This window comes from Gordonia sp. PDNC005 (genome assembly GCF_016919385.1).
Lineage (GTDB): Bacteria > Actinomycetota > Actinomycetes > Mycobacteriales > Mycobacteriaceae > Gordonia.
Map to the genome: position 1 here is coordinate 617,106 of NZ_CP070351.1, position 21,085 is coordinate 638,190.

At 62.5% G+C, this 21,085-nt stretch carries 13 protein-coding genes and 3 rRNA genes; 11 read left to right on the forward strand and 5 right to left on the reverse strand.

Going from position 1 to position 21,085, the window contains the following annotated elements:
- Positions 1-54: 54 nt before the first annotated feature.
- Positions 55-1,269 carry an oxygenase MpaB family protein gene (locus JVX90_RS03020; protein WP_205330988.1) on the reverse strand — a complete coding sequence of 405 codons (1,215 nt, stop codon included), beginning with the start codon at positions 1,267-1,269 and terminating at the stop codon, positions 55-57.
- A 124-nt stretch (positions 1,270-1,393) separates the two neighbouring features.
- Between JVX90_RS03020 and JVX90_RS03025 the strand changes: the two genes are divergently transcribed.
- On the forward strand, positions 1,394-2,065 hold the full coding sequence (locus JVX90_RS03025) for a TetR/AcrR family transcriptional regulator (RefSeq protein WP_240194035.1): 672 nt from the start codon (positions 1,394-1,396) through the stop codon (positions 2,063-2,065).
- Here the strand turns inward: JVX90_RS03025 and JVX90_RS03030 are convergent.
- Positions 2,023-3,096, reverse strand: coding sequence for a DUF6670 family protein (locus JVX90_RS03030; RefSeq protein WP_205330989.1), 1,074 nt, complete (start codon positions 3,094-3,096; stop codon positions 2,023-2,025). The genes JVX90_RS03025 and JVX90_RS03030 overlap by 43 nt on opposite strands.
- A 528-nt stretch (positions 3,097-3,624) precedes the next feature.
- Here JVX90_RS03030 and JVX90_RS03035 point away from each other — a divergent pair.
- From JVX90_RS03035 to JVX90_RS03050, 4 genes are all read left to right on the forward strand, one after another.
- Positions 3,625-5,144 (forward strand): 16S ribosomal RNA (locus JVX90_RS03035).
- A 450-nt stretch (positions 5,145-5,594) separates the two neighbouring features.
- Positions 5,595-8,727: ribosomal RNA gene (locus JVX90_RS03040) — 23S ribosomal RNA — on the forward strand.
- A gap of 114 nt (positions 8,728-8,841) precedes the next feature.
- Positions 8,842-8,958 (forward strand): 5S ribosomal RNA (rrf, locus tag JVX90_RS03045).
- The 16S, 23S and 5S rRNA genes sit together here, the layout of an rRNA operon.
- Positions 8,959-9,041: 83 nt before the next feature.
- A complete protein-coding gene (locus JVX90_RS03050; protein ID WP_205330990.1) occupies positions 9,042-9,776 on the forward strand; it encodes a TetR/AcrR family transcriptional regulator in 735 nt (244 codons plus the stop codon).
- On the opposite strand, the gene JVX90_RS03055 is transcribed toward JVX90_RS03050, so the two are convergent.
- Positions 9,745-11,115: an amino acid permease gene (locus JVX90_RS03055; protein WP_205330991.1), complete on the reverse strand. Its 1,371-nt coding sequence runs from the start codon at positions 11,113-11,115 to the stop codon at positions 9,745-9,747. The two genes, JVX90_RS03050 and JVX90_RS03055, sit on opposite strands and share 32 nt — an antisense overlap.
- 42 nt (positions 11,116-11,157) lie before the next feature.
- Between JVX90_RS03055 and JVX90_RS03060 the strand changes: the two genes are divergently transcribed.
- The 5 genes from JVX90_RS03060 (at position 11,158) to mfd (ending at position 17,666) form a co-directional block, all read left to right on the forward strand.
- The gene (locus tag JVX90_RS03060) at positions 11,158-11,679 is read left to right on the forward strand and encodes a GNAT family N-acetyltransferase (protein ID WP_205330992.1); all 522 of its coding nucleotides are present in this window, start codon (positions 11,158-11,160) and stop codon (positions 11,677-11,679) included.
- A gap of 19 nt (positions 11,680-11,698) precedes the next feature.
- Positions 11,699-12,271 (forward strand): hypothetical protein, encoded by a 573-nt coding sequence (locus JVX90_RS03065; RefSeq protein WP_205330993.1) that lies wholly within the window; start codon positions 11,699-11,701, stop codon positions 12,269-12,271.
- Positions 12,272-12,400: 129 nt separating this feature from the next.
- Positions 12,401-12,919, forward strand: a complete 519-nt coding sequence (locus tag JVX90_RS03070; protein ID WP_205330994.1) for a copper chaperone PCu(A)C — start codon at positions 12,401-12,403, stop codon at positions 12,917-12,919.
- Positions 12,916-14,040 (forward strand): Dyp-type peroxidase, encoded by a 1,125-nt coding sequence (locus JVX90_RS03075; RefSeq protein ID WP_205330995.1) that lies wholly within the window; start codon positions 12,916-12,918, stop codon positions 14,038-14,040. Before JVX90_RS03070 ends, JVX90_RS03075 begins: the two co-directional genes overlap by 4 nt.
- Positions 14,041-14,102: 62 nt before the next feature.
- Positions 14,103-17,666, forward strand: a complete 3,564-nt coding sequence (mfd, locus tag JVX90_RS03080; protein WP_240194036.1) for a transcription-repair coupling factor — start codon at positions 14,103-14,105, stop codon at positions 17,664-17,666.
- A gap of 10 nt (positions 17,667-17,676) precedes the next feature.
- Here the strand turns inward: mfd and JVX90_RS03085 are convergent, their stop codons facing one another.
- Positions 17,677-18,240, reverse strand: coding sequence for a TIGR03086 family metal-binding protein (locus tag JVX90_RS03085; protein WP_205330997.1), 564 nt, complete (start codon positions 18,238-18,240; stop codon positions 17,677-17,679).
- 241 nt (positions 18,241-18,481) lie between these two features.
- On the opposite strand from JVX90_RS03085, the gene JVX90_RS03090 reads away from it, so the two are divergent.
- Positions 18,482-20,176, forward strand: a complete 1,695-nt coding sequence (locus JVX90_RS03090; RefSeq protein WP_205330998.1) for an ATP-binding cassette domain-containing protein — start codon at positions 18,482-18,484, stop codon at positions 20,174-20,176.
- Here the strand turns inward: JVX90_RS03090 and dapA are convergent.
- Positions 20,148-21,050 (reverse strand): 4-hydroxy-tetrahydrodipicolinate synthase, encoded by a 903-nt coding sequence (dapA, locus tag JVX90_RS03095; RefSeq protein ID WP_205330999.1) that lies wholly within the window; start codon positions 21,048-21,050, stop codon positions 20,148-20,150. The two genes, JVX90_RS03090 and dapA, sit on opposite strands and share 29 nt — an antisense overlap.
- Between the last annotated feature and the right edge of the window lie 35 nt (positions 21,051-21,085).

Genomic DNA, 21,085 nt, shown 5'->3' on the forward strand with positions numbered 1-21,085 from the left:
TGACGTTACGGCCCCGCACTCGCCATCGAGTGCGGGGCCGAAACGTATGCGGCTCTACTTGTAATGCGGATTGTTGCCGCCGGGCAGCTCGATGCTGATCGGCATGCGCAGCTCGGCCATGTACAACAGCACGAACTGGCGGAGCATCTCGTCGAACGTCCAGTACGCCTCCTTCGGCATGCCGGCCTGAAGCACGCCCTCCCGCACCAGGATGAACGGGCCCCAGGCCGCATTCAAGAGTGGATCCCACACGGGTTCGCGCGGAATCCGCAGGTCGTTCGCGATCTTGTCTCCGAGCATGAAACGGGTGAGTGATCCGAGCACACCGCGGCTCAGGAGCGTCAGGTCGAGCTGCATGCCGAGATCGCGCAGCATGTCGGCGATCTCGATGCCCTCGGGGGTCGCTTTCAGAACGGGGTCGAGAACCTGCTTCGCCTGCGCTTCGGCGGTCGTCCACGTCGCCGGGATGTACTGGTCCTCGATGCCGAGCATGTGGCCCGCCACCTGCCACGAGTGCAGGAAGCCCTCCGATTCGGCGTGCTTGAGGGGAACCTGCCAGCGGTTCAACATGCGCATGACCGTCGTCGGCAGGCTGTGCCAGGTGACCATCATGTCGGCCTGCGTGATCGGCACCGTTTGGCCCGACACGCTCGACCAGTGCGCCGACTGGGGGAGGAGATGCCGGACTGCGGAGTGGATGAGGCGTGTCTTCACGCAGGTCACGGACATCTCGCCGGACGGTGCGTAAGCGTTCAGCGAGCCGATGTCGTAGCCGAGTTTGGCCGTCTTGGAGATGCGGTCCTTCATCTGGGCGCCGCCCCGCGAGTAGTAGACGGCCCGCGCTTCATGCGGAATGACCGCGCTCATCATGCCGCTGGCGAAGCCGTACAAGGCGCCGAGATACGTGCCGCGCTTCTGGTTGAACGTCACCGCGTCCGCGAGCTTGTCGCGATCGGCCCAATCCGGAAGGCGCCGAGATCGTTCGACGAAGTCGCGCAGATCACCGGACAGGCCTGCGGGAAGCGGCTGCTCATTCTTCGTCCACGCCCGCAGTGCACGGTTGACCTTGCCGACGTCGCCGCGTTTGTAGACGTCGGAGATCAGTTCGTCGGGTTCGGGGTCCCAAGCCTTCTTGGGATCGGCGCCGGTACCGGTACCCGGAACCGACCCGGCAGGAGACCAGGTCCACGGTGTCGCGGATCCCGCGGCCAGTAGTGCCCCAGCTCCGGCGGTTGCCTTCAACACGTTGCGCCGTGTCACATGCTCCATGCTCATACCCTTCGTACGCATCCCCGACAGATGCCGATGTAACAACTTCTCAGTATCTGTAACATGGATAGCACCTCGTGACGGCGATCACAAGGAGTTGGTTGGAAAGGGTAGGGTCGACGCGATGACGGCAGACGAGAACGACGCTCCGCGGTCGTTGATCGAGCGCGCGACGCGACGCGCAATCGACGGACTGGGCCCGCGCCCGGTCGACGCCACTCGTGACAAGCTCGTAGACGCGGCGTTCCATCAGTTCTGCATCGACGGCATCGCGCGAACGTCGATGGAAGACGTCGCTAAGCGTGCGGGGACCTCGCGAATCACCATCTACCGCAAGTTCGAGAGCAAAGACGCACTCGTCGACGAAGTCATCGGCCGTGAACTCGAGGCGTACTTCAACTTCTTCACGCAGGCGATGGCGGAGTCGGAGTCTCTGGCCGACCGTGTGGTGACAGGCTTTGTGACGTCGGTGCAGAGGATCTGGTCGAACCCGTTGATCAAACGACTGATCAACGACGACCCCGCGCTTGTGCCCGGGCTCGTAGGAGGCGGCGACGGGCACAACATGTATGTGGTGAGCGCCTTCGTCGCACGAGCCCTGCGGAGCGAGCAGAGGGCGGGCAATCTCGACTCCGGCGTCGACCCCGACCTGGCGGCGGAGATGATCGCGCGGATCACCGGATCGTTCGTAACGACACCCGGCGGTTTGGTCGACCTCGACGACGCTGACCAACTCGCGGCTGTGGCTCGCGACTATCTGTTGCCGATGCTCCGCGTGTCGACCCACTCCATGTAGCCCGAACCCGCCACCGAGGCGCCACGGAACGTGCCGTCGTAGGAGTAGGCGGCGACGTATCCGCGGCCATGACCGAACCGGAGCGGACTGTCGACAGTCGCGTCGATGCGGAACACCACGGTGGCGCCGTCCCGAACCGTCCACCGCATCCTCTGCGGAACACGCATGGTCCGACCCCACTGGTCGGTCTGCGGCCGGTCCCATGCAGTCACTTCGAACGTGACGTCCTCGTAGACCGACGTTTCCTCTCCGAGGACACGCACATGCAGGAGGCGGCACGCGGTGCGACCGCGGGCCTGGACGTCGGTGAGAAGGAGCTGCGTCCGATCGTCGAGTTGGATCACCTGATAGGTGAACAGGTCGACAGGAAGCTTCAAGGCATTCGGCAGCGCCCTCGGCGACCCCGCCTGGTGCCCCATCGCCCTGGCGTACTCAAAAGTCCCCAGACCCGAAACCGCGGTGGACCCCGTCGAATCGCGGATCGTTCCCGTATACGGAGCGAGCAGGCTCAGGTGTTGGTAGACGGGGGTGCGCACGAAGTACGACACCTGGTCGGTCAACCGGAGGTCCAGGTCGACATCGAAGGTCTCGTACCGTCCAGTCACATGAACGCGCTCTCCGTCGACGGTGAGTGTCAGATCGTCACCCCACCGCAAGATCGAGCCGTCCGCGGCGAAGTCGCAGTCCGCACCGGAGTCGTAGGCGGCGTAGTGGTGATGGTCGATCGACGCTGTGGAGGACAGCACCGTTGCGAGGTTTCGGGCGTCGGAGTCCACGAGTCCGTCGTTGTCGAACGCTTCGGTTCCGGTCGGGCCGATGAACGTCATCGTGTTCACGTAACGGTAGGGATCGGGGAGGCGCGGAACGAACACTCCGTAGTGAACGACGGACCAGAGGCGAGAAGACGGGTAGGGCCGGAACGGCTCACCGCCGTCGAACGGCCGGCCCGATGCGGCGATCCGAGAATCGACCAAGGGACGCGCTGCGTCGAGGAACAGTCGTGACGCGAGGCCTGAAAGCACCTGATTCATGGACCCATGGTTGCAAGAATCCACGAACCTCGGCAGTCCACCTTCCTGACCTGCAGATTTGACGTCCAGTTCCACGATGCGTAACTTATGTCGAGTCAACAGCGGCCAGGCCGCGGAAGACAAATTCCCTTCAACTTCTTCACCGGGTCGTGAGATTCCGGTGGTGTTGCGATGGGGCCGGTCACGGCCGGCACGCTGATTTGCACTGCGGAGCGGCGTGTGGCTAGACTGGAAGAGTTGGCCCGAAACGGTCGGCGGATAATTGAGTTCACTGGAGTTCGGCCTGTGTTTGTGCGGGTTGGTGCTGGTGGGTGTGTGTTCTTTGAGAACTCGATAGTGTGTAGATAGATGTTCTTGTGCCACATTATTTTTGTTTTGTGGCATTGAGGATGTTGTGACGGACAAGAATTTGTTTTTGTTTTGTTTATGATTGAATCTTTGTCAGTTTTTTGGATTTGGTCAGGTTTTGCTTTCTGGCTTGTGCTGAAATCGCGCACTCTTTTTGGGGGTGTGTTTGTTTCACATTTTTTGTTGGAGAGTTTGATCCTGGCTCAGGACGAACGCTGGCGGCGTGCTTAACACATGCAAGTCGAACGGAAAGGCCCCTTCGGGGGTACTCGAGTGGCGAACGGGTGAGTAACACGTGGGTGATCTGCCCCAAACTCTGGGATAAGCCTGGGAAACTGGGTCTAATACTGGATATGACACTTCGCTTCATGGTGGGGTGTGGAAAGCTTTTGCGGTTTGGGATGGGCCCGCGGCCTATCAGCTTGTTGGTGGGGTAATGGCCTACCAAGGCGACGACGGGTAGCCGACCTGAGAGGGTGATCGGCCACACTGGGACTGAGACACGGCCCAGACTCCTACGGGAGGCAGCAGTGGGGAATATTGCACAATGGGCGCAAGCCTGATGCAGCGACGCCGCGTGAGGGATGACGGCCTTCGGGTTGTAAACCTCTTTCGCTAGGGACGAAGCGCAAGTGACGGTACCTAGAGAAGAAGCACCGGCCAACTACGTGCCAGCAGCCGCGGTAATACGTAGGGTGCGAGCGTTGTCCGGAATTACTGGGCGTAAAGAGCTCGTAGGCGGTTTGTCGCGTCGTCTGTGAAATTCTGCAACTCAATTGCAGGCGTGCAGGCGATACGGGCAGACTTGAGTACTACAGGGGAGACTGGAATTCCTGGTGTAGCGGTGAAATGCGCAGATATCAGGAGGAACACCGGTGGCGAAGGCGGGTCTCTGGGTAGTAACTGACGCTGAGGAGCGAAAGCGTGGGGAGCGAACAGGATTAGATACCCTGGTAGTCCACGCCGTAAACGGTGGGTACTAGGTGTGGGGCTCATTTCACGAGTTCCGTGCCGTAGCTAACGCATTAAGTACCCCGCCTGGGGAGTACGGCCGCAAGGCTAAAACTCAAAGGAATTGACGGGGGCCCGCACAAGCGGCGGAGCATGTGGATTAATTCGATGCAACGCGAAGAACCTTACCTGGGTTTGACATACACTAGAAAGCTATAGAGATATAGCCCCCCTTGTGGTTGGTGTACAGGTGGTGCATGGCTGTCGTCAGCTCGTGTCGTGAGATGTTGGGTTAAGTCCCGCAACGAGCGCAACCCTTGTCCTGTATTGCCAGCACGTAATGGTGGGGACTTGCAGGAGACTGCCGGGGTCAACTCGGAGGAAGGTGGGGATGACGTCAAGTCATCATGCCCCTTATGTCCAGGGCTTCACACATGCTACAATGGCGCGTACAGAGGGCTGCGAGACCGTGAGGTGGAGCGAATCCCTTAAAGCGCGTCTCAGTTCGGATTGGGGTCTGCAACTCGACCCCATGAAGTCGGAGTCGCTAGTAATCGCAGATCAGCAACGCTGCGGTGAATACGTTCCCGGGCCTTGTACACACCGCCCGTCACGTCATGAAAGTCGGTAACACCCGAAGCCGGTGGCCTAACCCCTCGGGGAGGGAGCCGTCGAAGGTGGGATCGGCGATTGGGACGAAGTCGTAACAAGGTAGCCGTACCGGAAGGTGCGGCTGGATCACCTCCTTTCTAAGGAGCAAACAACAATACCGATGCTCAACCCGAATGCGGTCGAGATCGGTGTTTGTTCAGGGTGAAACACAAGACGCGCCTGCGGCGAGCACAATTATGTGTGGTCGCTTTTATGTGGGTGGAGTCATGCGGGTGACTGCATGGCTGCTAGATACACACTATCGGGGTTCTGAGAGAACACACCGGCCGGCGGATTTTTTCTGTCGGTTGTTGTTGTTTTTTCTGCTGCTCGCTGACTTTCCGCCTCTGTGTTGGGGTGTGGGGGTGGGTGGGTGTGTGTTGTTTGAGAAGTGGATAGTGGATGCGAGCATCTTGACACGTTCAAGGTGTATTGTATTGCAATTTCAAAAAGTATGTTGAATCTATTGTGATGTCCACATTCGTGTCACAGTGGTGGCTGTCCTGTTTTGTGGGGTGGTTGTTGTTGTGGTGTGTTTGTGGGTGTTGTTGTAAGTGTTTTAGGGCGTTCGGTGGATGCCTTGGTACCAGGAGCCGATGAAGGACGTGGTAGGCCGCGATAGTCCTCGGGGAGTTGTCAAACGAGCTGTGATCCGAGGGTGTCCGAATGGGGAAACCCAGCACGAGTTATGTCGTGTTACCCACTTCTGAATGTATAGGGAGTGTGGAGGGAACGCGGGGAAGTGAAACATCTCAGTACCCACAGGAAGAGAAAACAATAGTGATTCCGTGAGTAGTGGCGAGCGAAAGCGGATGGGGCTAAACCGCGCGTATGTGATACCCGGCAGGGGTTGTGCGTGTGGGGTTGTGGGAGCATCATGTCATCGTCTGCCGGCGGTGAGGTCAGTAAGAAAATCATGGGTTAGGTGAAGTGGCCTGGAATGGTCTGCCGTAGGGGGTGAGAGTCCCGTAACCGAAAACTTGTGGTCTGGCTTTGGTGTTTCCCAAGTAGCAGCGGGCTCGTGGAATCTGCTGTGAATCTGCCGGGACCACCCGGTAAGCCTAAATACTCTCTGGTGACCGATAGCGGACTAGTACCGTGAGGGAAAGGTGAAAAGTACCCCGGGAGGGGAGTGAAATAGTACCTGAAACCGAGCGCTTACAATCCGTCAGAGCCTCCCTTTGTGGTGGGGTGATGGCGTGCCTTTTGAAGAATGAGCCTGCGAGTTAGTGCTCAGTGGCAAGGTTAACCCGTGTGGGGTAGCCGTAGCGAAAGCGAGTCTGAATAGGGCGAATGAGTCGCTGGGTCTAGACCCGAAGCGGAGTGATCTACCCATGGCCAGGGTGAAGCAGAGGTAAGACTTTGTGGAGGCCCGAACCCACTTCAGTTGAAAATGGAGGGGATGAGTTGTGGGTAGGGGTGAAAGGCCAATCAAACTCCGTGATAGCTGGTTCTCCCCGAAATGCATTTAGGTGCAGCGTCACGTGTTTCTTACTGGAGGTAGAGCTACTGGATGGCCGATGGGCCCTACAAGGTTACTGACGTCAGCCAAACTCCGAATGCCGGTAAGTGAGAGCGTGGCAGTGAGACTGCGGGGGATAAGCTTCGTAGTCGAGAGGGAAACAGCCCAGATCGCCGGCTAAGGCCCCTAAGCGTGTACTAAGTGGAAAAGGATGTGGGGTCGCGAAGACAACCAGGAGGTTGGCTTAGAAGCAGCCACCCTTGAAAGAGTGCGTAATAGCTCACTGGTCAAGTGATCCTGCGCCGACAATGTAGCGGGGCTCAAGTACACCGCCGAAGCCGCGGCACTCACACATGTACATCGGCAACCCTCTTTGGGGGGTTGTCTAGTGGTGTGGGTGGGTAGGGGAGCGTCCTGCATCCGTGGAAGCCACAGAGTGATCTAGTGGTGGAGGGTGTGGGAGTGAGAATGCAGGCATGAGTAGCGAAAGACAAGTGAGAAACTTGTCCGCCGAATGACCAAGGGTTCCTGGGCCAGGTTAATCCGCCCAGGGTGAGTCGGGACCTAAGGCGAGGCCGACAGGCGTAGTCGATGGACAACGGGTTGATATTCCCGTACCCGTGTATCCGCGCCCAGTGGCGAATCATCTGTACTAACCATCCAAAAGCATTGCTTCAGCCTTTCGGGGTTGTCTTAGTGTGGCTGCGTGGGACCTTGGGTGTAGTAGTCAAGCGATGGGGTGACGCAGGAAGGTAGCTGGGCCAGTCAGTGGTTGTACTGGTGTAAGCCTGTAGGGAGTGACATAGGCAAATCCGTGTCACATTGATCCTGAGAGGTGATGCGTAGCCGTTATGGTGAATTCAGTGATCCTATGCTGCCGAGAAAAGCCTCTAGTGAGTTGGTGCACGGCCCGTACCCCAAACCGACACAGGTGGTCAGGTAGAGAATACTAAGGCGATCGAGATAACTGTGGTTAAGGAACTCGGCAAATTACCCCCGTAACTTCGGGAGAAGGGGGGCCATGGCTGGTGATCACCTTTGCGGTGTGAGCTGGTTGTGGTCGCAGAGACCAGAGAGAAGCGACTGTTTACTAAAAACACAGGTCCGTGCGAAGTCGTAAGACGATGTATACGGACTGACGCCTGCCCGGTGCTGGAAGGTTAAGAGGACCGGTTAGTGGAGTAATCCGCGAAGCTGAGAATTTAAGCCCCAGTAAACGGCGGTGGTAACTATAACCATCCTAAGGTAGCGAAATTCCTTGTCGGGTAAGTTCCGACCTGCACGAATGGCGTAACGACTTCTCTGCTGTCTCAACCACAGACTCGGCGAAATTGCAGTACGAGTAAAGATGCTCGTTTCGCGCGGCAGGACGAAAAGACCCCGGGACCTTCACTATAGCTTGGTATTGGTGTTCGGTACGGTTTGTGTAGGATAGGTGGGAGACTGTGAAGCTGGCACGCTAGTGTTGGTGGAGTCGTTGTTGAAATACCACTCTGATCGTATTGGGCTTCTAACCTCGGACCCTGATCGGGTTCAGGGACAGTGCCTGGTGGGTAGTTTAACTGGGGCGGTTGCCTCCTAAAATGTAACGGAGGCGCCCAAAGGTTCCCTCAGCCTGGATGGCAATCAGGTGTTGAGTGTAAGTGCACAAGGGAGCTTGACTGTGAGACGTACATGTCGAGCAGGGACGAAAGTCGGGACTAGTGATCCGGCACCGGCAAGTGGAAGCGGTGTCGCTCAACGGATAAAAGGTACCCCGGGGATAACAGGCTGATCTTCCCCAAGAGTCCATATCGACGGGATGGTTTGGCACCTCGATGTCGGCTCGTCGCATCCTGGGGCTGGAGTAGGTCCCAAGGGTTGGGCTGTTCGCCCATTAAAGCGGCACGCGAGCTGGGTTTAGAACGTCGTGAGACAGTTCGGTCTCTATCCGCCGCGCGCGATTAGAAACTTGAGGAAACCTGTCCCTAGTACGAGAGGACCGGGACGGACGAACCTCTGGTGTGCCAGTTGTTCCGCCAGGAGCACTGCTGGTTAGCTACGTTCGGAAGGGATAACCGCTGAAAGCATCTAAGCGGGAAGCCTGTTCCAAGATGAGGTTTCTCACCACCTTTCGGGGTGGGTAAGGCCCCCTACAGACTATGGGGTTGATAGGCCAGAACTGTAAGCATAGTAATGTGTTCAGGTGACTGGTACTAATAGGCCGAGGACTTACTAACAACACTCACACACATTTTGTTTGATGTCTGTGATGGTCGCATCCACTATCTACTTCTGAAACAACACACGATCACGACCGTTTAGGTTTGTGGTTGGTGATAGTTTCATATTGTTTCGGTGGCTATAGCGGAGGGGAAACGCCCGGCCCCATTCCGAACCCGGAAGCTAAGCCCTCCAGCGCCGATGGTACTGCACTTTAGTCAGTGTGGGAGAGTAGGACACCGCCGAACTCAACTCTATTCGAGCCCCTCAACCCTTGTGGTTGAGGGGCTCGAATACTTTTCGGGGCTTCACAGCCAGATAGACTGGACTCATGGCGATCGACAGGCCGGCCAAAGGCGCCGCAGACGTGGTGAAGGCTCCGCGAGCACGTATGACGGGAGCACAGCGTCGTCTGCAGCTCATCGAAGTTGCACGCGGCCTGTTCGCCGAGCGAGGTTTCGACGGCACGTCGATCGAAGAGATCGCCCAGCGGGCCGGCGTCTCCAAGCCGATCGTCTACGAGCACTTCGGCGGCAAAGAGGGGCTGTACGCGGTTGTCGTCGACCGTGAGATGGACAAGCTACTGGAGATGGTGACTGCGTCGCTCACCCAGAACCGGTCGCTGTACCGCATTCAGCAGGTCGCGCTTGCTCTCTTGACGTACATGGAGGAGCGGACCGACGGATTCAAGATCCTCGTTCGTGGCGAGTCACCTGTCGGAGACGGCGACACACGATATTCAAGCCTGTTGAACGATGCGATTAGCCAGGTGGAGCATATTCTGGCGAGCGACTTCGACCGTCGTGGGTTCGACCCCAAACTTGCTCCGCTTTATGCACAGGCGCTCGTCGGAATGGTGTCGGTGACCGCCCAATGGTGGCTCGACGTTCGGGAGCCCGCGAAAGAAGTCGTTGCAGCCCATCTGGTGAACCTGTGTTGGAACGGGCTCACTCGACTCGACCCGGAACCCGTTCTCGTCGACTCCGCATACAAGGAGTCGACGCAGGCGACAGTCCACCCGAACCTGAACCCGTCTACCGCCCACGCAGCGAACGACGATGGCTGATCGTTCCAGCGCCCCACAACAGAACCGCTAGAACTGCGGTCGAGACGATCTGACCGCGCACCGCATCGGTCGTCAATCCGAGCACGACGATGCCGACCAGCGCGGCGAACGTGATCCACGAGAGATACGGATAGCCCCACATCTTCATCGGAAGTGTGGTGCCGTCTTTCTCGGCGCGGCGTCGAAGGACGATCTGCGCGACGGTGATCGCCATCCACGTGACGAGCAGCGTGGAGCCGACGAGCGAGAGAAGTTTGTCGAGCACCTGGCCGCCCCAGAAATAGGTCGCGGGGACAACGAGGAACCCGACGAGCACACTCGCGAGGACGGCGACCCACGGGACGCCGTTATCTGCAGTGCGCATCGCAGTACGAGGCGCCATGCGTCGCGCGCCGAGCGAGAACAACATGCGAGACGCGCCGTACAGATTCACATTCATCGAGGACAACAATGCGATGACGATGACGGCCCCGATCGCCGACGCGACAGCCGGTAGACCCGCCTGCTCCAGGACGCCGACGAATGGACCGGACTCGAGGCGCTCGTCTCCGACTGGGAGCACCAGCATGATCACGAGCACAGAGCCGATGTAGAAGATCAGAATCCGCCACACGATGGTCCGGATCGCCTTGGTGACGCTGGGGCCGGGGTCGTCTGTCTCTGCGGCCGCGACGGCGATGATCTCGATGCCACCGAAAGCGAACGCGATCACGAGGAGGGCCGCGCTGATGCCGCCGATCCCATTCGGCATGATCTCGCCGACATTGCTCAGCCCGGGGGAGGGTTCGGACAGCCAGCCGAAGAGATACGCGGCTCCCAACGCGAGGAACACCACGATGAACAGCACCTTGATGAGCGCCAGCCAGAACTCTAGTTCACCGAAATGTGCTGCGCCGCTGAGATTCAGGATGCTGAAGACAGTCATGAAGATCAGCGCCCACGCCCATGTCGGCAGCACTCCGATCAGCCCGTGCAACCCCTCGGCCGCCGCCAACGCCTCGGCGGCGACCACCACGGTCATCTGGATCCACCACAGCCAGCCCATCATGAAGCCGGCACCGGGACCGAGAGCCTTGCCCACGTAGTACGAGAACGCTCCGGGATTGGGGTCGGCTGCTGCGAGTTCACCCAGCATCCGCATCACGGAGACGATGATCAGGCCGATGATCGCGTACGACAGCAGGGCGGCCGGGCCGGCAAGCGTGATGCCCTGCCCCGATCCGACGAACAGTCCGGCGCCGATCGCCGAGCCGAGACTCATCATGATGAGATGGCGGGGCCGAAGCCCCTTCTTCAGGTGCCCGTCGGCATCAGTGTGATCTCGCGCGGAATCGCCCATTCACTAGAGCCTAGTGGGGCGTCCATGCGGGAGAATCGACGGATGCTCACTCTGCGCACCGCTGAACCCGCCGATTGCGCGGCGTTCGCTGAGATCTACCGCCACTACGTCGAGACGTCCGTCGCCACGTTCGATCACGACGCGCCCGACGTCGACGAATGGCGTGCCAAGCTCGCGGCGACTCTTGATGCCGGCCGACCGTTCCTGGCAGCGGAGGATCCCGACATCATGCCGGGTGTGATCGGATACGCCTACCTCGGCGCCTACCGAGGTAAGGCAGGGTGGGGATGGACCGCTGAGGACAGCATCTACCTCCGGCCGGAAGCATCGGGTCGTGGGCACGGCTCGACACTCCTCACCGCGCTCATCGAAGCGACCGACACATCTGTCGTGCGCAACATCATGGCCGTCATCTCCGAAGAAGTGCCCGCGTCGATCAGACTGCACGAACGGGCTGGATTCATCGAGGTCGGACGGTCCGCGGGAGTGGGGTACAAATTCGATCGTTGGCTCGGCTGCGTCTACATGCAGCTCTCCCTGGCGGCCGGGGACCCGCAGGAGTGATTGGTAGTCTCAATGGGTGATGATCAGCCCGAATACCACTGAGCCGCCGGTGCACGCCGCGACTCACGGGGTGCTCGCGGCTGCGGCGTCGGTGATCCTCGGGGTCGCCGCGCACGTGCTCGGAGGAGGCTTCGGCGGTCACGGACCGTCCACCGCACATGTCCTGGTACTGATCGCGCTGGCAATGGTCGTCGGTGTCGTCCGAGCCAACCAGGTCCGCGTCACCGAAGAGCGGCGCTCCCGCGGCCACATCCGCAACGGCTGGATCGGTACTGCGTCCGCTCTTGTCGGGGGCCAGATCGCCGCCCACCTGGCGTTGTCCATGCTCGGCCACGGCTCGTCAGTCGTGCCGGATGGACGCATGACCGCGTGGCACGTCATCGCCGTGCCCATCGTGGTTGTTGTCCTCGTCCTCGCCGAGCGTGTGGAACGGGCCTTCGCGTCCCGGGTCGCTCACCTGACAAGGGTCGCGGCCGGAGTGGCCGTTGGCGCCGAGGTCTCGTGGACGGCCGTTTTCGTCGACGTCCGACGCTGCGTCCCCCGAGACGTCTTCTCCTCCGCGGGTATCCGCGGTCCTCCCATGAGTGTGTGACCTCTCGACTCGCTTCGTTCGCTCTTGTTGGAGGAGCACGAAGTCCTCGTGTCCGTTTGAGAACGGGCCATCTCTTCGCGCCGGTTCATGTTCGGCGCGGACACACACTCGCAGATTTCAGGAGAACTCATGGCACGCAGCCAACTGATCCGCTCGGCCGGATTGACCGCATTCACGGCAGTCACCGTCGCATCCGCCGCACTTCTCGGAGCGTGCGGCACCGATTCCGCCGACACCACTCGAAACGCGGACGCGATCAGCGTCTCGCAACCATGGGTGAAGGCAGCCGACAGCGGGATGACCGCAGCATTCGGTGTGCTTGAGAACAGCACCGAATCGGACGTCCGGCTCGTGTCGGCTTCGAGCGACGTCGCCGACAGCGTCGAACCGCACGAAGTGATCGACGAAGGCGGCACCACCACGATGCGCGCGAAGGCAGGCGGCTTCGTCATTCCGGCGAACGGCTCGCTGACTCTGGACCCCGGCGGAGAACACCTCATGTTCATGGGTTTGAAGAAGCCGGTCCGGGCGGGCGACTCGGTGCGGGTGACCGTCCGCTTCGCTGACGGCTCCACCACGAACATCGACGCGATCGCTCGCGACTTCGACGGCAACCAGGAGAATTACGCGCCGTCGGAGCACAAGTGAGTCGTGTATCGCGGCGCACCCTCCTGACTGGCGGTGTCGGTCTGGCGGGGCTCGGGGTCGGGGCGGCAGCGGTCGGCGCGGGGCGCGAGATGTCGTCCCCCCAACCGGAGGCGTCGACGCTGCCGTTCTTCGGCCGGCACCAGTCGGGGATCGTCACACCGATGCAGACCCACGCCAGCTTCATCGGGATCGATCTCCTCGACAAGGCCGATCATCAAGCATTGCAGGGGATTCTGCGCATGTGGTCGCAAGACGCCGCCAACCTCACCCAGGGGAAGCCGGGGTTCTCCGACACCGAACCGGAACTCGCCACCGCGCCCGCACGATTGTCGGTGACGGTGGGTCTTGGACCCGGCGCGTTCACGTCGTCTGCACTGGCGGAGCGACGGCCGTCGTGGCTCGCGCCGCTGCCGCCATTCGCCATCGACCGATTGCAGGAGCGTTGGGGACAGACCGATCTGGTGGTGCTTGTCGCGTCGGATGATCCGATGTCGCTCGCGCACGCCGTCCGTGCCGTGATCGCACCCGTTCGCAGGCGAACCCGCCTGAAGTGGGTTCAGCAGGGGTTCCACCACGGTCGGAACCTGTTCGGCCAGGTGGACGGCACCGTTCAACCCGCCGACGACAGGCACGACGACCTGGTGTGGAACGACGGCGCCGAGCAGAAGTGGTTGGCGGGCGGGACATCACTCGTCTTACGGCGTATCGCGATGAACATGGACACGTGGGAGGCGCTCGACCGGCGCGGTCGTGAACTGTCCACCGGGCGCACCCTCGACAACGGGGCGCCCTTGACCGGCGTCGACGAGCACGACGAGCCGGTGTTCACGGCCACTCGCGGCGGCGTTCCGGTGATCCCGGAGTCGTCCCACATCGCGCGAGCGCACCAACGGTCCGATCGCGAGCAGTTTCTGCGAAGGCCGTACAACTACGACTCGCCGCCAGACAGCGGCCTGATCTTCGCCACGTATCAGCGGGATCCCCTGGTGCAGTACGTGCCCGTTCAGCAGCGGTTGTCCGACCACGATGCGCTCAACGAGTGGACGACCCCCATCGGATCGGCGGTTTACGCGATGCTCCCGGGAGCGAAGGAGTACCTCGGGGAGACACTCTTCGTCTGACCGTGGTCGGGCGGGGTCGCGGCGAGTCGGCGGTGTCAGAGCGGGCGAATAGAATGATCCGAGTGTCGACTTCGGAATCCTCTCTGTCCGCTCTGACTCCGCTCGCTCTGCGGGACGGCGCGTTCGCGTCGGTCCGCGAGCGGGCGGGGCGAACGCGTCTGGATGTGAGTGCACCCGACGCGGTGCGGCCGTTCCTGGTCGCTGCTCTCGCCGACATCGATGCAGCTCCGGTGCTGGTTGTGACGCCCAACGGCCGTGAAGCAGACGATCTGACGGCTGAGCTGAGCGAGCTGCTGCCGAGTCGGAGCAGCGTCGCGCAGTTCCCGTCGTGGGAGACACTGCCGCACGAGCGACTCTCACCGAGCGCCGACACCGTCGGCGCACGGCTCGCGGTGCTTCATCGACTCGCGTCACCGGGAACAGACCCGCTCAAGGTGGTCGTGACGACTGTTCGGTCCCTGGTTCAACCGATGGCGCCGGGACTGGGCGGCCTCCGGACGCTCACCTTGACCGAGGGCGTCGAGTTCGAGTTCGACGTGCTCATCGAGCAGCTGGTGGAGATGGCGTACGAACGTGTCGACATGGTCGGGCGTCGTGGTGAGTTCGCGGTGCGAGGCGGCATCCTTGACGTGTTCCCGACAACTGCCGACTATCCGGTTCGTGTCGAGTTCTGGGGCGACGAGATCACGGAGATGCGCGCGTTCTCCGTCGCCGACCAGCGGACGCAGCCGGAGGTCAACGCGTCGGCAGTGCAGATCCATCCGTGTCGCGAACTGGTGTTGACCGCACAGGTGCGCGACCGCGCGGACGAGTTGGCGCAGTCCACGTCGGACGAGAGTCTGCGCGAGATGTTGACGAAGCTCGCCGTCGGCATCCCGGTGGAAGGCATGGAGGCGCTGATTCCTGCGCTCGTCGAAGGCGACATGCAACTGTTGACCGAGGTGATGCCCGAGGGGATCCGGGTGTTGGTCCTCGACCCGGAGAAGGTCCGGACGCGTGCGACCGACTTGGCACGGACCGGTGAGGAGTTCCTCGAGGCGTCGTGGAACGCCGCGGCGCTCGGCGCCGACGCTCCGGTCGACGCCCGCGCGATCGACCTCACCGCGAGCGCGTATCGCGGAGTCGACGACGTCGAGTCGGCGACGCTCGCCGCGGGGCATAAATGGTGGACGCTGAGCCCGTTGGCGACCGGCGCGGGCGACGAGCTCGTGCTCGACGTCGCGCCTGGTCCCGCACCGCACGGTGACGAGAAGGAGCTTGCCGCGTTCATGCAGTCGTTGCGCGCGCAGGTGGTCTCGGGTGGGCGCGCCGCAGTCGTCGCGGCCGGACGCGGAACCGCTGTTCGGTTCGTCGAACGCCTGGGCGAGGCCGAGGTACCTGCTCGCCTCGTCGATGCGGGTGAAGACCCGCCGACCGATGCGGTGGGCGTCTACCACGGCACGCTGCGACGAGGTGTGGTGTTCCCGTCGGCCCAGGTGGTCATAGCCACCGAGGGCGACATCACGGGTGCGCGCGTCGCCAGCGTGAAGGACGGACGCCGACTTCCTGCCAAGCGTCGAAACCAAGTCGATCCTCTTGCCCTGACTGCAGGCGACATGGTCGTCCACGACCAGCACGGCATCGGCAAGTTCGTCGAGATGATCGAACGGACTGTCTCCGGTGCGCGTCGCGAGTACCTCGTCATCGAGTACGCGCCGGGCAAGCGGGGCCAGCCGGGCGACCGGTTGTTTGTGCCGATGGAATCCCTCGACCAGCTGTCGCGGTACGTCGGCGGTGAGCAGCCGTCACTGAGCAAGCTCGGCGGTTCCGACTGGGCGAACACAAAACGTAAGGCGCGCAAAGCGGTTCGTGAGATCGCGGGCGAGTTGGTCCAGCTGTACGCGGCACGGCATGCGGCACCGGGTTTCGCGTTCAGTCCCGACACCCCGTGGCAGCGGGAGATGGAGGACGCGTTCGACTACACCGAGACCATGGACCAGATGACGGTGATCTCCGAGGTCAAGGCCGACATGGAGAAGCCGGTGCCGATGGACCGGGTGATCGTCGGCGATGTCGGCTACGGCAAGACCGAGATCGCAGTACGAGCGGCGTTCAAGGCCGTGCAGGACGGCAAGCAGGTCGCAGTGCTGGTCCCGACGACCATCCTCGCGGGCCAGCATCTGCAGACGTTCACCGACCGCATGGCCGGTTTCCCGGTCAAGGTGAAGGGCCTGTCGCGCTTCACCGACGCCGCGGAGTCGAAAGAGATCATCCGGCAGATGGCCGAGGGTGAGGTGGACGTTGTCATCGGCACGCACCGACTCCTGCAGACAGGAATCCGCTGGAAGGACCTCGGTCTGGTCATCGTCGACGAGGAACAGCGCTTCGGAGTTGAGCACAAGGAGCACATCAAGGCGCTCCGCACACACGTCGACGTGCTGACGATGTCGGCGACGCCGATCCCACGAACCCTCGAGATGTCGATGGCCGGAATCCGTGAGATGTCCACGATTCTCACGCCGCCCGAAGAAAGGCACCCCGTCCTCACCTACGTGGGGGCCTACTCGGCCAAGCAGGTGGCTGCGTCGATCCGGCGTGAGCTGCTACGCGACGGCCAGGTGTTCTTCGTGCACAATCGCGTATCGACGATCGACAAGGTCGCCAAAGACATCGCGAACATGGTGCCCGAGGCGAGGGTTGTCGTCGCACACGGGCAGATGGGCGAAGACCAGCTCGAGAGCACCGTCGACGCCTTCTGGAACCGCGAGTACGACGTGCTCGTCTGTACGACGATCATCGAGACCGGCCTCGACATCTCCAACGCGAACACCCTGATCGTCGATCGTGCAGAGAACTTCGGCCTCTCGCAGCTGCATCAGCTGCGGGGGCGTGTCGGCCGATCGCGCGAACGCGGCTACGCATACCTGCTGTACAGCGGGGAGAAGCCGCTCACCGAGACCGCCTACGACAGGCTGGCGACGATCGCCCAGAACAACGAACTCGGCGCCGGCATGGCCGTCGCGCTGAAAGACCTCGAACTGCGCGGCGCGGGCAACGTTCTCGGCGCACAGCAGTCCGGCCACGTCGCGGGGGTCGGCTTCGACCTGTACGTGCGCCTGGTCGGCGAGGCCGTCGAGGCGTACCGCGCCGCAGCCGACGGTCAGGTCGTCGAGTCGCAGGAGTCGGCGGAGGTCCGCATCGACCTTCCAGTGGACGCACACATCCCGACCGAGTACGTGGAAGCCGACCGCCTGCGCCTCGAGGCGTACCGCAAGCTGGCGTCCGCGACCAGCGACTCCGACGTCGACGAGGTGGTCGCCGAACTGAACGATCGCTACGGTCCGCCGCCGGAGGAGACCCTGCGACTCGTGGCGATCGCCCGCCTCCGACTCCGGTGCCGGGAACGCGGGATCACCGAGGTGACCCTGGCCGGGCAGTCGGTCCGGGTGGCACCGATGATCCTTCTCGACAGCCAGCAGGTACGCCTCAAGCGCATGTACTCGTCGGCCAACTACCGGGCGACGACGCACGTCGTGACGCTTCCGATCCCGCGTACCGCGGGTGTCGGATCGGCACGGCTCCGCGACAGCGAACTCGTCGACTACCTCGTCGCCTTCCTCCGCGCCGTCCTTCCGTTGGAGTCGTAGGGCTTCCCGGTCAGACGCGTGGATCACGCCCCGACAGGGCGACGAGGCGCTCGAGGGCGGGCGCATCGTCGGCGATGTCCACCCGTGGGCCGAATGCCTTGCCTTCGCCCTGGAAGTCGGGTGTGAGCATGCCGGGGGCGAAGGCCAACGACGCTTCGAGGCCGTCGTCGGCCGGGGCCCAGCTGACGCCGACTGCGTGCGCGAGGTCCCATCCGTGCACCTGGTACTCCCACAGGATCATCGATGCGGCCATGTCGCCGGGCATGGCGGCGTCGCCGATTTTGAGTGGGTTCGTCAGTGCCGCGGGGAACACTTCGGCGAGCCGTGCGGCGCAGCGTCGAACCTGATCGGCTCCGCTGCCTTCGACGATGACGGCCTGTGGGTCGCTGCATAGATGATCGTCGGACGTGTAACCGTCGGTGAACGCCGTGAGCCATCCGACGATGTGGGCGCGTAGCCCTGCGACGTCGAAGTCGGTGCACGGCGTCGATGCGGTCGGGGGTGTGTCGGCCGTCTGGTCGAGAAGGTCGGCGAGTTGATCGAGGACGCGCAGGATCGCTGTTGAGGTTTCCATGTGTTCGACGTTACGAGGGTCGGCGCCCTTCACATTGAAGATTCGCGACAGATCGCAGTGATCGGTTGAGTCGCCCGTCGAAAAACTCAGTGGCGGTGGACGGGGGAGCGAACTAACGTGCTCGTCGTGGGAACACTGCACTGGTAGAACGGGACGCCGCGTAGAGCATGCTCCGCGGCGGGTTCTTGCGCGACCCCATCCGTTCCACCTGCCCGCATCCGACGGGCGGAGAGGTCTTCCGATGACCCGATCATTTTCATCCCACCGTTCCTGTTCACTCCGTGGTGCCGCCGTGCGGTTCGGCGCAGAGCCCGTCCTCTCCGACGTCGACCTTGTGGTCGGGCCGACAGACCGCCTCGCGGTGATCGGCGACAACGGCGCAGGCAAGACGACACTTCTGCGCATGCTGGCCGGGGCCACTGAATTGACCGCGGGAGAGCGGGACGTCACATTGCCCGGAGGCATCTCACACGCCGAGCAGCGGCCCTACTTCCCCGAGGGCGCATCGGTCGCCGAGGCGTGCGACGCTGCCTTGTGGCACGTCAGAACTCTGGAGCGCACGATCGCATCCATCTCGGCTGAGCTCGCCTCCGCCGTCTTGAACCCGACCCTCGTCACCGAACTCTCCGACGCCACCGACGCGTTCGAGGCCTGCGACGGTTACCTCGTCGACCAAAGGCTCGATGAAGGACTGCAGCAGCTCGGTCTCGGATCGATCGGCCGCGACCGGCCTGTCGACACCTTGTCCGGGGGTGAACGTGCCCGTCTCGCGCTCGCCGCGACCGTGGCATCCTCCGCTGAGCTCCTGCTGCTGGACGAGCCGACAAACGACCTGGACGAGGCCGGTCTCGCATGGTTGGACAGCCGACTGTCCGCACACCGCGGGGCGATCGTCGTCGTCACTCACGACCGGGTGTTTCTCGAACGATTCGCAACGGATGTGATCGCGCTCAGAGGTGGTCGGCTACGTCGATACGGTGACGGGTATGCGGGATACCTCGCCGCTCTCGCCGCTGAACGGCGGGCCGCCGCCGAGCGCTGCGACAGATGGCTGGCCGAGCGTCGTCGGATGCGTGACCTGTTGGACGCGAACGTGTTTCGTCTAAATAGGATTCCGAGAAAGGCCGAGAAGCCGGGGTTCGGTCACGGCGCGTTTCGTTCACGCAGTCGTGACCACGGTGCGGTCGGCCGAATCCGAACGGCGAAGGAGCGCCTCGACCGTCTCGACCAGAACCCGCCGCCCGCTCCAGTTGAGCCACTTCGGTTTCGAGGCTTCGATGCGGCAGACGCCACGTGCGGACCGACCATCGTCGCGCCTGGTCTCACGCTTGCCGATGGCAGTCGGATAGTGGTCACCGGACCGAACGGCGCGGGAAAGACGACGATGCTGCGGATGCTCGCGGGCGAGATCTCGGGACCGGTGGAGCGGGCGAACGGTGTTCGCATCGGGTGGCTGCGGCAGCAGTCTCGATTGCCGATCCGACCGACAGGTGCCGAGTACTTCGCCGCCGTCACCGGTCGCTGTCTCGACGATGCGAAGGCTCGACTTGAAGCGATGGGGCTGCTGGTGCCGGACGTTCTCACCAAACCCGTCGGTGACCTATCGGTCGGTCAGCAGCGGCGCCTCGAGTTGGCGGTGGTCGTCGACGCCCCGAACAATGTGCTTCTGCTTGACGAACCGACGAACCACTTGTCACCCGACCTTGTTGATCAACTGCAGTCCGCGTTGGAGGACTTCGCCGGTGCTGTGGTCACCGTGACCCACGATCGGCGGTGGATTGAGAGCGCCGACGCCGACGTGATCGACGCCGGTTGCGAGAGTCTGTGGTGGCTGCGACGCGCGGACCGACTTCTGGGTGTTTGCGATGAACGGACCGACGGTTCGGGTCGCGTTCACCGCGATGTTGTCACGCCGACGCCGGGACTCGATTCTTGAGGGCGGCGAGCACGAGTGCGGCCTCGGCCCCGGTCGCCTGCTCGAGAGGCGGGCGAACCGTGGCGGAGGTGATGACGCGGAGCTCGACCAGAGCCAGTTTCGTGGTGACGGGAGCTGGCGCCGCGCCGTTCAGAGCAGCGGTCGTGTTGATGATCGCGGCGTTGATCGACCGTGCGGACACGAGGTCGCCTGCGCGGACCGCTGATATCAGGCGGGCTTCGTCCGCTGCGAGGGCCGCGCCGACAACACTGACGATGCCGATGGCGCCTGCGGCGAGGAACGGGAGGTTGAGTTCGTCGCTGCCGCAGTAGAACTCGAGAGTCGACGTCGCCATGATCGCCATGGCGCGCGGGATGTCGCCGGTCGCGTCCTTCACGGCGAGGATTCGCGGGTGGCCGGCGAGCTCGATGAGCGTGGCAGGGGTCATCGCCAGACCGGTGCGGTGGGGGACGTCGTACAGCATGACGGGGAGGTCGGTGGAGTCGGCGATCGCCGAACAGTGTGCGACAACCCCGGACTGCGTCGGACGTGAGTAGTAGGGCGTCACGACGAGGAGGCCGTCGGCGCCTGCGTGGGCGGCGAGGCGAGCTCGGCGGACGCTCGACATCGTGTCATTCGTTCCGACGCCTGCGACGATCTTCGCTCGGCCCGCCGCTGCGCTCACCGACAGCTCGATGAGGTGGACGAGCTCGTCCTCGCTCAGGGTGGGAGATTCGCCAGTGGTGCCCGCGACGACGATGCCGTCGCACCCGGTGTCCACGAGGTGCTTGACCAGCGAGGCGATTCCGGCGTCGTCCAGCGAGAAGTCAGGGTTCATCGGTGTCGGCATGGCTACCAGATTGGTGCCGAATGCGCGCGCGGATGGAGTCGTCATACCCACTATGGTCCCGCCGCTGACCGTCCAGGACA

Bases quoted from the DNA above. Each gene is read 5' to 3' on its own strand.
- JVX90_RS03090 (WP_205330998.1), top strand. From the start codon at position 18,482: ATGACCCGATCATTTTCATCCCACCGTTCCTGTTCACTCCGTGGTGCC.
- JVX90_RS03025 (WP_240194035.1), top strand. From the start codon at position 1,394: ATGACGGCAGACGAGAACGACGCTCCGCGGTCGTTGATCGAGCGCGCG.
- JVX90_RS03065 (WP_205330993.1), top strand. From the start codon at position 11,699: ATGATCAGCCCGAATACCACTGAGCCGCCGGTGCACGCCGCGACTCAC.
- dapA (WP_205330999.1), bottom strand. From the start codon at position 21,050: ATGACGACTCCATCCGCGCGCGCATTCGGCACCAATCTGGTAGCCATG.
- JVX90_RS03085 (WP_205330997.1), bottom strand. From the start codon at position 18,240: ATGGAAACCTCAACAGCGATCCTGCGCGTCCTCGATCAACTCGCCGAC.
- JVX90_RS03020 (WP_205330988.1), bottom strand. From the start codon at position 1,269: ATGGAGCATGTGACACGGCGCAACGTGTTGAAGGCAACCGCCGGAGCT.
- JVX90_RS03060 (WP_205330992.1), top strand. From the start codon at position 11,158: ATGCTCACTCTGCGCACCGCTGAACCCGCCGATTGCGCGGCGTTCGCT.
- JVX90_RS03050 (WP_205330990.1), top strand. From the start codon at position 9,042: ATGGCGATCGACAGGCCGGCCAAAGGCGCCGCAGACGTGGTGAAGGCT.
- JVX90_RS03030 (WP_205330989.1), bottom strand. From the start codon at position 3,096: ATGAATCAGGTGCTTTCAGGCCTCGCGTCACGACTGTTCCTCGACGCA.
- JVX90_RS03070 (WP_205330994.1), top strand. From the start codon at position 12,401: ATGGCACGCAGCCAACTGATCCGCTCGGCCGGATTGACCGCATTCACG.
- JVX90_RS03055 (WP_205330991.1), bottom strand. From the start codon at position 11,115: ATGGGCGATTCCGCGCGAGATCACACTGATGCCGACGGGCACCTGAAG.